The sequence below is a fragment of the Pseudomonas sp. AOB-7 genome (genome assembly GCF_003696305.1).
Classification (GTDB): Bacteria; Pseudomonadota; Gammaproteobacteria; order Pseudomonadales; family Pseudomonadaceae; genus Aquipseudomonas.
Genome location: NZ_RFFK01000007.1, coordinates 157066 through 171325, shown reverse-complemented (window position 1 = coordinate 171325; position 14260 = coordinate 157066). Strand labels below are relative to the sequence as shown.

Below are 14260 nucleotides of genomic sequence, written 5' to 3'. Positions count from 1 at the left end.
GAAGTGGGCAAGCAGTGGACCAGGCGCGGCGTGGCGCGTTACGTCCGTTGGTCGGATGTGGGCGCCGGGCGGCAGGGGTAGCGGCGCAGGCTGTCGATCAGCTCGCGGCCGGGAATCGGCTTGTCGAACAGGTAGCCCTGGCCGACGTCGCACTGCTGGCGGCGGAGGAAGCCGAGTTGGGCGGCGGTCTCGATGCCTTCGGCGACCACCTTGAGCTTGAGGTTATGGGCCATGGCGATCACCGCCGAGGTGATCTCCATGTCGTCCTGGTTGTCGGGAATGTCCTTGATAAAGCTGCGATCGATCTTGATCACGTCGATGGGGAATTTCTTCAGGTAACTGAGCGAGGAGTAGCCGGTGCCGAAGTCGTCCATCGCCAGGGTCAGGCCCAGGCTCTTGAGGCGGCCGAGCTGGTGGCGGGTGTCGTCGGTGGCCTCCAGCAGCAGGCTTTCGGTCAGTTCCAGCTCCAGCCGCCGGGGTTCGAGCTGCTCCTCGTGGAGGATGGCGGCGATGGAGCCGACCAGGTCCGGGTCGGAGAACTGCTTGGGCGACAGGTTGATCGCCACCTGCAGCTCGCCCAGGCCGATGGCGCTGAGCTGCTTGCTCATGCGGCAGGCCTGGCGCACCACCCACTTGCCGATGGGGATGATTAGCCCGGTCTCCTCGGCCACGCTGATGAACTGGTCGGGGCGGATCATGCCCTTTTCCGGATGGTGCCAGCGCAGCAGCGCTTCCATGCCCAGCAGTTGGCCGCTCTTGAGGCACAGCTTGGGCTGGTAGAACACCTCCAGCTCGCTCTGGGTCAGGGCGCGGCGCAGGTTGTTCTCGACGAACAGCTTGTAGTTGGCCTCGGCGTTGAGTGCCTCGGTGAACAGCTGCACCTGGTGCTTGCCGTTGGCCTTGGCCTTGTGCAGGGCGAGGCCGGCGTGCTTCATCAGGGTCTGCGGGTCCTCGCCGTGCTGCGGCGCCAGGGCCAGGCCGACCGAGCCGGTGATGCTGATCAGCTGGTTGTCGACGAACAGCGGCTTGTCCAGGGTCTGCAGCACCTGCTGGGCGACGCGCTGGGCGGCCTCCTGGTCGCCGCCGTCGAGGAGGATGGCGAACTCGTTGCTGGCGAAGCGCGCCAGGCTGCCCTTGGCGCCGAGGCTGTTGCGCAGGCGCCGGGCCAGGGCCGAGAGCAGCTTGTCGCCGGTCTGGTGGCCGAGGCTGTCGTTGATCCGCTTGAAGTTGTCGATGTCCACCAGCAGCAGCCCCAGCGGCGGCTGCGGGCTGCGCGCGAAGCGCTCCTCGAGACTGCGGATGAAGGCCAGGCGGTTGCCCAGGTTGGTCAGGTTGTCGGTGTAGGCCAGGCGCTCGATGCGCTGCTGGGCCAGCTTGGCCTCGGTGATGTCCTCGTAGATGCCGATGTAGTGGGTCAGCTCGCCGTCGTCGCCGTACACCTTGGAGATCGACAACTGGCCCCAGTAGGGCTCCTGGTTCTTGCGCCGGCTTCGGAACTCGCCCTGCCAGCTGTTGTGTTCGGCCAGGCTGGAGCGGGCGTCGAACAGCAGGTCGCTAAGGTTGGCCAGCGCCGGCAGCTCGGACAGGCGCCGGCCGCAGACCTCGTCGCCGCTGTACAGGGTGATGGCGGTGAAGCTGGGGTTGACGTATTCCACCCGGCCGTCGCGGTCGACCAGCAGGAAGGCGCTGGCGCTCTGCTCCACCGCGCGCTGGAACAGGTGCAGGGCGTGGGTGGCGCTGCGCCTCTGCTGGCCGATCAGCACCTGGGCATACTGGTCGGCCAGCTCGCCGGCGAAGGCGATCTCGTCGGCCTGCCAGGTGCGCGGGCCGCCGCTGTGTTCCAGGCACAGCACGCCGACCACCTCGCCGTCGACGCGCACGCCGGCGTCGAGCATGGCGCCGATGCCCAGCGGCTGCAGGTAGCTGGCGCTCAGCTCGGCGGTGCGCGGGTCGTGCAGGGCGTCGTGGGCGTCGATGGCGCGGCCGCTGTGCAGTGCCTCCAGATAGCGCGGGAAGGCGCGCGCGTCGATATCGGCCAGGCGTTCGTGGCGATCCAGGTCGCGGCGGTACAGGGTCACCGACTCCAGGCTATGGCTGCCGAGCTTCCATAGGCCGGCGCGGGCTACGCCGTAGACCTCGCAGGCGGCCTGGGTGATCAGCTCGGCAGCCTCCAGCAGCGGGTCGCTGGAGACGTAGCGCTGGCGCGCCAGGCGCACGATCAGGCTCTGCTGGGTGCGCGAACGCACCAGGTGTTGCAGGTGGTCGTCCTGGGCGCGCTGGTACTGCTGCAGCGAGCTGCGCAGCTGCTGGTTCTGTGCCTGCAGTGCCTGCTCGGGCGGGCTGTACTGGCTCAGGCTCTCGTCCGCCACCAGCAGGTAGCCGCGCAGCAGTTGGCGGTTGCGCTGCTTGAAGGGTTCGCCCACCTCCAGCAGGTTGAGCGCGCCCTGCGGCGTGTGCAGGCGGTAGCGCACCAGATAATGCGGGCCCTGCAGCAGCTGCTGCTGGATGGCGTCGTGCAGGCGGTAGCGCGCCTCGGGCTCCATCAGGCTGGCGTAGGGCGCATCGACCAGGGCGCACAGGTCGCTGGCACTGATGCCGAGCTGGCGTTCGCAGGCGGGATCGAGAAACAGCAGGGCCCAGCTCGGCTCGTTCAAGCGCTCGAAACGCAACATGCCGAGCCGCGAGGGCACTGGCAACTGCGTCACAACCTCGGCTGCCGAGCGGGTGCCGGCATCGGGATGGCTTTTCATTGGGCGGCGGGCTTCCAGTATGCTGACCAGGCGAGGCATCCGTTCTCGGTACGGGGCCGCCGCTGCCCGGGGCAGTGGCGGTACGGACGGAGGCTCGGGCTCAGGCCTACTTCACTATAGCGTTCGGCAAGGGTGCATCATGCAATCGATACTGACAAGAAAACTGATGGCCCTGGCCCTGTTGGGCGCGCTGTTCGCTGCCGCGCCGGCGACTGCCGCCGACGCCGAAGCGGCCGCCGGGTTGCAGGGCGACGAGCAGACCGCCTACCTGGACGGGCTCAAGCGCCTGTACCTGACCGCCGACGAGCGCCAGGCGCTGCTCGCCCACAGCAACGCGCTGCTCGACACCTATGCGCTGCGCGCCGCTTACCAGGTCGGCCAGGCGCAGCGTCAGGATCTGCTCTACCGCATCGGCATCGGCGCGCCCGGCGAACTGATCCTGCGCGAGGAAAGTCGCGGCGCCCAGGGTACCGATATCGCCGTGCGCAACCAGCGCGTGTCGGTGTTCGGCGTCGATCCCTTCATTCGCTACGAATGCCCGGCCGGCGGCATCCGCTGCGTGCTGATCAACCCCGGCGACGGCAGCCCGCTGCTGAGCATCCTGCGCGATCACCAGGGCGCGGCCGAGCTGGCCAAGGCGCTGAGCTTTCTGATTCGCAACGTGCAGAAGGGCTGAACGGCGGCGTTGCCGGGCGCGCGCAGGCCGCGTCGCACGCAACGGGAAGCCGCCTGTGTTGCGCCCCTGGTGGCTGGAACATAGTCAAAAAAAACCCCGCCTGAACGAGCGGGGTTGAGGATACGAGCGTGGCGTGCTCGAAAGGTGGTGCGCGGCCTTACAGCAGCATGGTGCGGATATCCGCCAGCAGCTGCGACAGGCGCTGGGTGAAGCGCGCGGCGGCGGCGCCGTTGATCACCCGGTGGTCGTAGGACAGCGACAGCGGCAGCATCAGGCGCGGCTGGAAGGCCTTGCCGTCCCACACCGGCTGCATGCTCGCCTTGCTCACGCCGAGGATCGCCACCTCGGGTGCGTTGACGATCGGGGTGAAGCCGGTGCCGCCGATATGGCCGAGGCTGGAGATGGTGAAGCAGGCGCCCTGCATGTCGTCGGCCGACAGCTTCTTGTTGCGCGCCTTCTCCGCCAGCGCGGCGGCTTCGCCAGCCAGCTGCAGCAGGCTCTTCTGGTCGACGTTCTTGATCACCGGCACCAGCAGGCCGTCCGGGGTATCGACGGCGAAGCCGATATGCACGTACTTCTTGCGGATGATCGCCTTGCCGCTGGGGGCCAGCGAGCTGTTGAAGTCCGGCAGCTCCTTGAGCAGGTGGGCGCAGGCCTTGAGCAGCAGCGGCAGTACGGTCAGCTTGACCCCGGCCTTCTCGGCCACCGCCTTCTGCGCGACGCGGAAGGCTTCCAGCTCGGTGATGTCGGCCGATTCGAACTGGGTCACGTGCGGCACGTTGAGCCAGCTGCGGTGCAGGTTGGCGGCGCCGACCTGCATCAGGCGGGTCATCGCCACTTCTTCGATTTCGCCGAACTTGCTGAAGTCCACCGCCGGGATCGGCGGAATGCCGGCGCCGCCGGTGGCGGCACCCGCCTCGGGAGCGGCCTTGGCCTTGTTCATCATGGCCTTGACGTAGGCCTGCACGTCTTCCTTGAGGATGCGGCCTTTAGGGCCGGTGCCGGCGATGTCGGCCAGGTCGACGCCGAAGTCGCGCGCGGTCATGCGCACGGCGGGGCCGGCGTGCACCTTGGCAGCGTCGCGCTTGGGCGCGGCGGCGGCTTCGGCGGCGGCGGCCGACAGCGCGGCAATGGCACGCACTTCGGCGGCCACCTCGGGCGCGGCGCCTTCCGGTACGCGGTGCACTTCCTGGCTGGCCGGTGCGGCGGCGGGCGCCGCGGCCGGGGTGGCCGGCGCGCTACCGGCCACCTTGAGCCTGATGATCAGGTCGCCGGTGCCGACTTCGGCGTCCAGCTTGACCAGCACTTCTTCCACCACGCCGGCGGCCGGCGAGGGGATTTCCATGCTGGCCTTGTCGGACTCCAGGGTGATCAGCGACTGGTCGGCCTCGATGCTGTCACCAGCCTTGACCATGACCTCGATGACCTTGACCTTGCCGTCGGTGCCGATGTCCGGCACGTGCACGTCCTGCACGCTGCTGGCGGCAGCGGCGGCCGGCGCCGCAGCAGCGGCCGGAGCCGGGGCGGCGGCAGCCTTTGGGGCCTCGGCGGGGGCGGCTTCGGCCTGGGCCGCAGGCGCTGCCTCGGCGGCACCTTCGACTTCCAGTACCAGCAGCTCGTCGCCCTCTTTCAGGCGGTCGCCGAGCTTGACCTTCAGCTCCTTGACCACGCCGGCCTTGGGCGCCGGGATTTCCATGCTGGCCTTGTCCGACTCGAGGGTCAGCAGGCTCTGGTCGGCTTCGATACGGTCGCCGACCTTGACGAACAACTCGATAACTTCACCCTCACCGCTGCCGATGTCGGGTACGCGAATCAATTCACTCATCGCTACGCTCCTTAGCAGTCCAGGGGGTTTGCTTTATCGGGATCGATGCCGAACTTGGCGATGGCGTCGGCCAGCACCTTGGCTTCGATCTCGCCGCGATCCACCAGGGCTTCCAGGGCGGCCAGGACGACCCAGTGGCGGTCTACCTCGAAGAAGTGGCGCAGTTTCTTGCGGCTGTCGCTGCGGCCGAAGCCGTCGGTGCCCAGTACCTTGTACTCCTTGCTCGGCACCCACTGGCGCACCTGCTCGGCGAACAGCTTCATATAGTCGGTGCTGGCCACCACCGGGCCCTTGCGCCCGGACAGGCACTGCTCGATGTAGGTCTGCTTGGGCTTCTGCCCCGGGTGCAGACGGTTGATGCGCTCCACGGCCAGGCCGTCGCGGCGCAGCTCGTTGAAGCTGGTGACGCTCCACACGTCGGCGCCGATGTTGAACTCCTCGCGCAGGATCTTCGCCGCCTCGCGCACTTCGCGCAGGATGGTGCCGCTGCCCAGCAGCTGCACGTGATGGGCGGCTTCCTTCTTGTCTTCCTCGAGCAGGTACATGCCCTTGATGATGCCGTCCTCGACGCCCTCCGGCATGGCCGGCTGCTGGTAGGACTCGTTCATCACGGTGATGTAGTAGAAGACGTCCTGCTGCTCCTCGATCATCTGCCGGGTACCTTCGCGGATGATCACCGCCAGCTCGTAGCCGTAGGTCGGGTCGTAGGTGCGGCAGTTGGGGATGGTCGCGGCCATCAGGTGGCTGTGGCCGTCCTCGTGCTGCAGGCCCTCGCCGTTGAGCGTGGTACGCCCGGCGGTGCCGCCGATTAGGAAGCCGCGGGTACGGCTGTCGCCGGCCGCCCAGGCCAGGTCGCCGATGCGCTGGAAGCCGAACATCGAGTAGAAGATGTAGAACGGCAGCATCGGCTGGTTGTGGTTGGAGTAGGAGGTACCGGCGGCGATGAAGGAACTCATGGCGCCGGCCTCGTTGATGCCTTCCTCGAGGATCTGGCCCTTCTTGTCCTCGCGGTAGAACATCACCTGGTCTTTATCCACCGGCTCGTACAGCTGGCCGACCGAGGAGTAGATGCCGAGCTGGCGGAACATGCCTTCCATGCCGAAGGTACGCGCCTCGTCCGGGATGATCGGCACGATGCGCTGACCCAGCTCCTTGTCCTTGACCAGCTGCGCGAGGATGCGCACGAAGGCCATGGTGGTGGAGATTTCGCGGTCGCCGGAGCCGTCGAGGATGGCCTTGAGGGTATCCAGCGGCGGGGTCGGGATGCTGAAGCTGTTGGGCCGGCGCTGCGGCACGTAGCCACCGAGGGCGGCGCGGCGCTCGTGCAGGTACTTGTACTCGGGGCTGCCCGGCTCCGGCTTGACGAAGGGCAGGTTCTCCAGCTCCTCGTCCTTGACCGGGATGTCGAAGCGGTCGCGGAACTGGCGCAGGCTGTCGACGTCGACCTTCTTGGTGTTGTGCGCGGTGTTCTTCGCTTCACCGGCGCCGGTACCGTAGCCCTTGATGGTCTTGGCCAGGATCACGGTGGGCTGGCCGCTGTGGTTGACCGCCTGGTGGTAGGCCGCATAGACCTTGTACGGGTCGTGGCCGCCACGGTTGAGCTTCCAGATCTCGTCGTCGGACAGGTCTTTGACCATCTCCTTGAGTTCCGGGGTATTGAAGAAGTTCTCGCGCACGTAGGCGCCGTCTTTGGCCTTGTAGTTCTGGTACTCGCCGTCGACCACCTCGTCCATGCGACGCTGCAGGGCGCCGTCCTTGTCCTTGGCGAATAGCGGGTCCCAGAAGCGGCCCCAGACCACCTTGTTGACGTTCCAGCCGCCACCGCGGAACACGCCTTCGAGTTCCTGGATGATCTTGCCGTTGCCGCGTACCGGGCCGTCGAGGCGCTGCAGGTTGCAGTTGATGACGAAGATCAGGTTGTCCAGCTTCTCGCGGCCGGCCAGGGAGATGGCACCGAGGGATTCCGGCTCGTCGCACTCGCCGTCACCCATGAAGCACCAGACCTTCTGCTTGCCGGCGGGGATGAAACCGCGCGCTTCCAGGTACTTCATGAAACGCGCCTGGTAGATCGCCTGGATCGGGCCTAAGCCCATCGATACGGTGGGGAACTGCCAGAAGTCCGGCATCAGCCAGGGGTGCGGGTAGGAGGACAGGCCCTTGCCGTCCACCTCGCGGCGGAAGTTCTGCATCTGCTCTTCGCTGATGCGCCCTTCCATGAAGGCGCGGGCGTAGACGCCGGGCGAAGCGTGGCCCTGATAGAACACCAGGTCGCCGCCGTGTTCGTCGGTCGGGGCCTGGAAGAAGTAGTTGAAGCCGATGTCGTACAGGGTCGCCGAGGAGGCGAAGCTGGAAATGTGGCCGCCCAGATCCGGATCGTCCAGGTTGGTGCGCATCACCATGGCCAGCGCGTTCCAGCGCACCAGCGAGCGGATACGGCGCTCCATGAACAGGTCGCCCGGCATACGCGCTTCGTGGGTGACCGGGATGGTGTTGCGGTAGGGCGTGGTGATCGCGTAGGGCAGTTGCGCACCGCTGCGGGTGGCCAGCTCGCCCATACGGGTCATCAGGTAATGGGCACGGTCTTCACCCTCACGGTCGAGGACGGATTCAAGGGCGTCCAGCCATTCCTGGGTTTCGATCGGATCGAGGTCTTGCATGGCTTGCTCCAGGGCGGAAAGGCTTCCAGAATCGGAGGCCAGTTGGGTCTCGCCGGCTTTTTGGGCGGGCGAGTTGAATTCTTGGATTTACCGGGGGTAGGACCGGCCGCTTGTAGTTTTACTACATTTCGACGGCGGATTCAGCCCTCTGGATACAATTCTTTAGTAGTAAAACTACAATCCGCGCCACCGCCGGCCGTGCGCGCCCCGCAGGAGCGGGGTTCCGGGCGAACCCGCCAGGCGACCGGCAGTCCGCCAAAAGGATAGACCATGAGCCTGCCGTTGCCGGTCGAGTTGCCCCCCTCCCTGACCCCCCTGGCCGAGCGCGCCGAGCAGTCGCTGCGGGCGGCGCTGGCCGAGCATGAGGGCCTGCCCGCGCAGTTGGCCGCCTGGCCGGCGCCGCGTCGCGAGGCCTGGCGACGAGTGGCGGCGCTCAGCGATTTCGTCGCCGAGCAGGCGCTGCGCGATCCGGCGATGTTCCTCGCCCTGGGCGCGTCCGGCGAACTGGAGCGCAGCCTGGCGCCGGGCGAGCTGCGCGAGCAGCTGGCGGCGCAACTGGCCGATTGCGCCGACGAGGAGGCGCTGGGCCGCTGCCTGCGGCGTTTCCGCAACCGCCAGCAGCTGCGCATCATCTGGCGCGACATCAGCCGCCAGGCGCCGCTGAGCGAAACCTGCCGCGACCTCTCCGACCTGGCCGACGCCAGCATCGACCTGGCCTACCACTGGCTCTACCCGCGCCACAGCGCGCAGTTTGGCACGCCCATCGGCCGACGCAGCGGCCAGGCGCAGCACATGGTGATCCTCGGCATGGGCAAGCTCGGCGCCTTCGAGCTCAACCTGTCCTCGGACATCGACCTGATCTTCGGTTACCCGGAGGGCGGCGAGACCGAGGGGGTCAAGCGGCCGCTGGACAACCAGGAGTTCTTTATCCGTCTCGGGCAAAAACTCATCAAGGCGCTGGATGCCATCACCGTCGACGGCTTCGTCTTTCGCACCGACATGCGCCTGCGCCCCTATGGCTCGAGCGGCGCGCTGGTGTTCAGCTTCAACGCGCTGGAGCAGTACTACCAGGACCAGGGCCGCGACTGGGAGCGCTACGCCATGATCAAGGCGCGCGTGGTCGGCGGCGACCAGGCCGCCGGCGCCGAGCTGCTGGAGATGCTGCGGCCCTTCGTCTACCGGCGCTACCTGGATTTCTCCGCCATCGAGGCGCTGCGCGCGATGAAGCTGCTGATCCAGCAGGAGGTGCGGCGCAAGGGCATGAGCGAGAACATCAAGCTCGGCGCCGGCGGCATCCGCGAGATCGAGTTCATCGCCCAGGCCTTCCAGCTGATCCACGGCGGGCGCGACCTCAGCCTGCAGCAGCGGCCGCTGCTCAAGGTGCTGGCGACCCTGGAGGGCCAGGGCTATCTGCCGCCGGCGGTGGTGGCGGAGATGCGCGAGGGCTACGAGTTCCTGCGCTACACCGAGCACGCCCTGCAGGGCATCGGCGACCGGCAGACGCAGATGCTGCCGGCCGATGCGCGCGACCAGGCGCGGGTGGCGACCATCATGGGCTTCGCCGACTGGGCGAGTTTCCATGAGCGCCTGATGCACTGGCGCGGACGCATCGAATGGCACTTCCAGCAGGTGATCGCCGACCCCGACGAGGACGAGGCGCAGGGCGGCGAGGCCTGCGTCGGCGCCGAATGGCTGCCGCTGTGGGAGGAGGCGCTGGACGAGGAGGGTGCCTGCCGCCAGCTGCAGGAGGCGGGTTTTGCCGAGCCGGCCACCGCGCTCAAGCGCCTCGGCGACCTGCGCAACGGCCCACAGGTGCGCGCCATGCAGCGCCTCGGTCGCGAGCGCCTGGATGCCTTCGTGCCGCGCCTGCTGGCGCAGACCGTGGAGCACGAGGCGCCGGACCTGGTGCTGGAGCGGGTGCTGCCGCTGGTGGAAAAGGTCGCGCGACGCTCGGCCTACCTGGTGCTGCTCTCCGAGAACCCTGGCGCGCTGCAGCGGCTGATCGCCCTGTGCGCGGCCAGCCCGTGGATCGCCGAGCAGATCGCGCGTTTCCCGCTGCTGCTCGACGAGCTGCTCAACGAAGGTCGCCTGTATCACCCGCCGCTGGCGCCGGAGCTGGCGGCCGAGCTGCGCGAGCGGCTGATCCGCATTCCCGAGGACGACCTGGAGCAGCAGATGGAGGCGCTGCGTCACTTCAAGCTGGCCCACAGCCTGCGCGTGGCGGCTTCGGAGATCGCCGGCACGCTGCCGCTGATGAAGGTCTCGGACTACCTGACCTGGCTGGCCGAGGCCATTCTTGACCAGGTGCTGGCGCTGGCCTGGCAGCACACGGTGCAGCGCCACGGCCGGCCGCGGCGCGCCGACGGCAGCTTCTGCGACCCGGACTTCATCATCGTCGGCTACGGCAAGGTCGGCGGCCTGGAGTTTGGCCACGGCTCGGATCTCGACTTGGTGTTTATCCACGATGGCGATCCGCAGGCCGAGACCGATGGCGCCAAGCCCATCGATGGCGCGCAGTTCTTCACCCGCCTGGGCCAGCGCATCATTCACCTGCTGACCACCCAGACCACCTCCGGCGCGCTCTACGAGGTGGACATGCGCCTGCGGCCTTCGGGGGCGGCGGGGCTCTTGGTCAGTTCGCTCGGCGCGTTCCAGCGCTACCAGGAGAGCGAGGCCTGGACCTGGGAGCACCAGGCGCTGGTGCGCGCGCGGGTGCTGGTGGGCTGCCCGCGCCTGGCCGGCGAGTTCGCCCGGGTACGTGGCGAGGTGCTCGGCCGCCGGCGCGATATCGCCGCGCTACGCAGCGAGGTCAGCGAGATGCGGGCGAAGATGCGCGACAACCTCGGCACCCGCGCCACCGCCGCCGGCACCGCGGAGAATGCCTTCGAGGCCACGGCCTCCTTCGATCTGAAGCAGGATGCCGGTGGTATCGTCGATATCGAATTTATGGTGCAATACGCGGCCCTGGCCTGGTCGTGGCAACACCCGCAGCTGCTCGAGTTCACCGACAATATCCGCATTCTGGAAGGGCTGGAGCGGGTCGGTCTGATGTCCCCCGAGGATGCCGGTCTGCTGCGCGAGGTCTACAAGGTTTACCGCTCGGCCGCCCACCGCCAGGCGCTGCAGAAGCAGCCCGGGGTGGTGCCGGGCGATCAGTTCCAGGCCGAACGCCGCGCCGTTATGCGCCTGTGGCGGCAGCTGGAACTGAGCTGAATAACGGGGGCGATGGCCCCGAGCATGATTGAACCGCGAAGCGAATTGAGGAGCAGGCAAGATGTCGATGTCCGACCGTGATGGCGTGATCTGGTACGACGGCGAGCTGGTGCCGTGGCGCGAAGCCAACACCCATGTGCTGACCCACACCCTGCACTACGGCATGGGCGTGTTCGAGGGCGTGCGCGCCTACAACACCCCGGACGGCACCGCGATCTTCCGCCTGCAGGCGCACACCGATCGCCTGTTCGACTCGGCGCACATCTTCAACATGCAGATCCCCTTCTCCAAGGAAGAGATCAACCAGGCGCAGCGCGCCGCGGTGCGCGAGAACGGCCTGGAAAGCGCCTACCTGCGCCCGATGGTGTTCTTCGGCAGCGAAGGCATGGGCCTGCGCGCCTCCGGCCTCAAGGTGCACGTGATAGTCGCCGCCTGGCACTGGGGCGCCTACATGGGCGAAGAGGCGCTGGTCAACGGCATCAAGGTGCGCACCAGCTCCTACACCCGCCACCATGTCAACATCTCCATGACCCGCGCCAAGGCCAACGGCAACTACATCAACTCGATGCTGGCGCTGCAGGAGGCCATCTCCGGCGGCGCCGACGAGGCCATGCTGCTGGATCCGGAAGGCTACGTGGCCGAGGGTTCGGGCGAGAACATCTTCCTGGTCAAGGACGGCGTGGTGTACACCCCGGAAGTCACGTCCTGCCTCAACGGCATCACCCGCAGCACCATCCTGACCCTGGCCGGCGAGCTGGGCATCAAGGTGGTGGAGAAGCGCATCACCCGCGACGAGGTGTACATCGCCGACGAGGCCTTCTTCACCGGCACCGCCGCCGAAGTCACGCCGATCCGCGAAGTCGACGGCCGGCAGATCGGCATCGGCCGCCGCGGCCCGGTCACCGAGAAGCTGCAGAAAGCCTACTTCGACCTGGTCACCGGCAAGACCAGTGCTCACGCCGAGTGGCGCACTCTGGTTAAATAACCGGTCGTCAAGGGTATGACGGGGAGGCGCGAGAGCCTCCCCGGTCGTTTCTGGATAAAGAATGAAAATACTCATCGTTGGCCCCAGTTGGGTCGGTGACATGGTAATGGCGCAGACCCTGTTCCAGTGTCTGAAACGGCGCCATCCCGACTGCGAGATCGACGTGCTGGCGCCCGACTGGAGCCGGCCGATTCTCGAGCGCATGCCCGAGGTGCGCGCCGCCCTGAGCCTGCCGCTCGGCCATGGCGTGCTCGAGCTGGCCACCCGCCGGCGCATCGGCAAGTCGCTGGCCGGTCAGTACGACCAGGCGATCCTGCTGCCCAATTCGCTGAAATCCGCGCTGGTGCCCTGGTTCGCCGGCATCCCCCAGCGCACCGGCTGGAAGGGCGAGCTGCGCTACGGCCTGCTCAACGATATCCGCACGCTGGACAAAGACCGCTATCCGCTGATGATCGAGCGCTTTATGGCGCTGGCCTATGAAGATGGCGCCGAGATTCCTCAGCCTTATCCGCAGCCGCGTCTGCGAATCGATGAGGGCAGTCGTCAGGCGGCGCTGGCCAAGTTCGAGCTGCAGTTGGATCGCCCGGTGCTGGCGCTGTGCTCCGGCGCCGAGTTCGGCGAGGCCAAGCGCTGGCCGGCCGAGCACTACGCCAAGGTGGCCGAGATCAAGATCCGCGCCGGCTGGCAGGTGTGGCTGTTCGGCTCGAAGAACGACCACGCCGGCGGCGAGGACATCCGCATGCGCCTGATTCCCGGGCTGCGCGAGGAGGTGGTCAACCTCTCCGGGCAGACCAGCCTGGCCGAGGCCATCGACCTGATGTCGGCGGCCGGCGCGGTGGTGTCCAACGATTCCGGGCTGATGCACGTGGCGGCGGCGCTCAACCGGCCGCTGGTGGCGGTGTACGGCTCCACCTCGCCGGGCTTCACCCCGGCCCTGGCCGACCAGGTCGAGATCGTCCGCCTGGGTCTGGACTGCAGCCCCTGCTTCGACCGCACCTGCCGCTTCGGCCACTATAACTGCCTGCGCGAACTCAAGCCGCGGCCGGTGATCGAGGCCCTCGATCGCCTGGTGGGCGACCCGGTCGAGGTCGAGTAGTGCGGGTACTGATCGTCAAGACCTCGTCGCTGGGCGACGTGGTGCATACCCTGCCGGCGCTCACCGATGCGGCGCGGGCGATTCCCGGCATCCGCTTCGACTGGGTGGTGGAGGAGGGCTTCGCCGAGATCCCCGCCTGGCACCCGGCCGTGGCCCAGGTGATTCCGGTGGCCATCCGCCGCTGGCGCCAGCATCCGCTGCGCACCTGGCGCAGCGGTGAGTGGAAACGCTTCAAGCAGCGCCTGGGCGAGACCCGCTACGACCTGGTGATCGACGCCCAGGGCCTGCTTAAAAGCGCCTGGCTGACCCGTTACGTCAAGGCGCCGGTGGCCGGGCTGGATCGCGATTCGGCGCGCGAGCCGCTGGCCAGCCGTTTCTACGACCGCCGTTACGCGGTGGCCAAGGATCAGCACGCGCTGGAGCGGGTGCGCCAGCTGTTCGCCCAGGCGCTGGATTACCCGTTGCCGGCCGGCACCGGCGATTACGGGCTGAACCGCGCGGCGATGGCGGACGGCGCCGCGCAGCCCTATCTGCTGTTTCTGCACGGCACCACCTGGGCCAGCAAGCACTGGCCGGAGGCCAACTGGCGCGCCCTGGCCGAGCGCATGGACGCCCTCGGCTGGGCGGTGCGCCTGCCCTGGGGCAACGAGACGGAGAAGGCGCGCGCCGAGCGCATCGCCGCCGGCCTGACCCATGCCGCCGTGCTGCCGAAGTTGAACCTGGCCGGGGTGGCCAAGGTGATCGCCGGCGCCAGCGCCTGCGTGGCGGTGGACACCGGCCTCGGCCACCTGGCCGCGGCGCTGGATGTGCCGAGCATCTCGCTGTACGGCCCGACGCTGCCGGGCAAGGTCGGCGCCTACGGCCGCAGCCAGGTTCACCTGTGCGCCAGCGGCCCCGGCGCCGGCAGCGGCGATCGCCATACACCCTGTTTCGACGGCCTGGACGCCGAGCGCGTGGGCACCGAACTGGAGGCGCTGTTGCTGGCGCCGGAGACCCTCTGATGCCGTCATGCAATCGCAGGTTGCCGAGCGCGGCGACGCCCGAATCGGCCTATCGTT

8 protein-coding genes are annotated in these 14260 nt (G+C 67.8%); 5 read left to right on the top strand and 3 right to left on the bottom strand.

Annotation, left to right across the window (positions count from 1 at the left end; all coding sequences use genetic code 11):
- Positions 1-38: 38 nt before the first annotated feature.
- The gene (locus EA796_RS15210; RefSeq protein WP_122109208.1) at positions 39-2750 is read right to left on the bottom strand and encodes an EAL domain-containing protein; all 2712 of its coding nucleotides are present in this window, start codon (positions 2748-2750) and stop codon (positions 39-41) included.
- A gap of 166 nt (positions 2751-2916) precedes the next feature.
- Between EA796_RS15210 and EA796_RS15205 the strand changes: the two genes are divergently transcribed.
- Entirely contained in the window at positions 2917-3426 is a 510-nt protein-coding gene (locus EA796_RS15205) for a hypothetical protein (RefSeq protein ID WP_371921473.1), read from the top strand.
- A 157-nt stretch (positions 3427-3583) separates the two neighbouring features.
- Here EA796_RS15205 and aceF read toward each other — a convergent pair whose 3' ends face one another.
- Together aceF and aceE are read right to left on the bottom strand one after the other, a co-directional pair.
- Entirely contained in the window at positions 3584-5251 is a 1668-nt protein-coding gene (gene aceF, locus EA796_RS15200) for a dihydrolipoyllysine-residue acetyltransferase (RefSeq protein WP_122109206.1), read from the bottom strand.
- Between the two features lie 11 nt (positions 5252-5262).
- The gene (gene aceE, locus EA796_RS15195) at positions 5263-7908 is read right to left on the bottom strand and encodes a pyruvate dehydrogenase (acetyl-transferring), homodimeric type (RefSeq protein WP_122109205.1); all 2646 of its coding nucleotides are present in this window, start codon (positions 7906-7908) and stop codon (positions 5263-5265) included.
- A 270-nt stretch (positions 7909-8178) separates the two neighbouring features.
- Here aceE and glnE point away from each other — a divergent pair, with 270 nt between their 5' ends.
- From glnE to waaC, 4 genes are all read left to right on the top strand, one after another.
- The gene (gene glnE / locus EA796_RS15190; protein WP_122109204.1) at positions 8179-11121 is read left to right on the top strand and encodes a bifunctional [glutamate--ammonia ligase]-adenylyl-L-tyrosine phosphorylase/[glutamate--ammonia-ligase] adenylyltransferase; all 2943 of its coding nucleotides are present in this window, start codon (positions 8179-8181) and stop codon (positions 11119-11121) included.
- Between the two features lie 61 nt (positions 11122-11182).
- Complete coding sequence (locus EA796_RS15185) at positions 11183-12106, top strand: branched-chain amino acid transaminase (protein ID WP_021443208.1); 924 nt, start codon at positions 11183-11185, stop codon at positions 12104-12106.
- Positions 12107-12167: 61 nt separating this feature from the next.
- Positions 12168-13202 carry a lipopolysaccharide heptosyltransferase II gene (gene waaF, locus EA796_RS15180; protein WP_122109203.1) on the top strand — a complete coding sequence of 345 codons (1035 nt, stop codon included), beginning with the start codon at positions 12168-12170 and terminating at the stop codon, positions 13200-13202.
- Entirely contained in the window at positions 13202-14203 is a 1002-nt protein-coding gene (gene waaC, locus EA796_RS15175) for a lipopolysaccharide heptosyltransferase I (protein WP_122109202.1), read from the top strand. The genes waaF and waaC overlap by 1 nt, the downstream gene beginning before the upstream one ends.
- Positions 14204-14260: the final 57 nt, after the last annotated feature.

Coding starts and splice junctions, on each gene's coding strand:
- EA796_RS15210 (WP_122109208.1), bottom strand. CDS start 2,750: ATGAAAAGCCATCCCGATGCCGGCACCCGCTCGGCAGCCGAGGTTGTG.
- EA796_RS15205 (WP_371921473.1), top strand. CDS start 2,917: ATGGCCCTGGCCCTGTTGGGCGCGCTGTTCGCTGCCGCGCCGGCGACT.
- aceE (WP_122109205.1), bottom strand. CDS start 7,908: ATGCAAGACCTCGATCCGATCGAAACCCAGGAATGGCTGGACGCCCTT.
- waaF (WP_122109203.1), top strand. CDS start 12,168: ATGAAAATACTCATCGTTGGCCCCAGTTGGGTCGGTGACATGGTAATG.
- aceF (WP_122109206.1), bottom strand. CDS start 5,251: ATGAGTGAATTGATTCGCGTACCCGACATCGGCAGCGGTGAGGGTGAA.
- EA796_RS15185 (WP_021443208.1), top strand. CDS start 11,183: ATGTCGATGTCCGACCGTGATGGCGTGATCTGGTACGACGGCGAGCTG.
- glnE (WP_122109204.1), top strand. CDS start 8,179: ATGAGCCTGCCGTTGCCGGTCGAGTTGCCCCCCTCCCTGACCCCCCTG.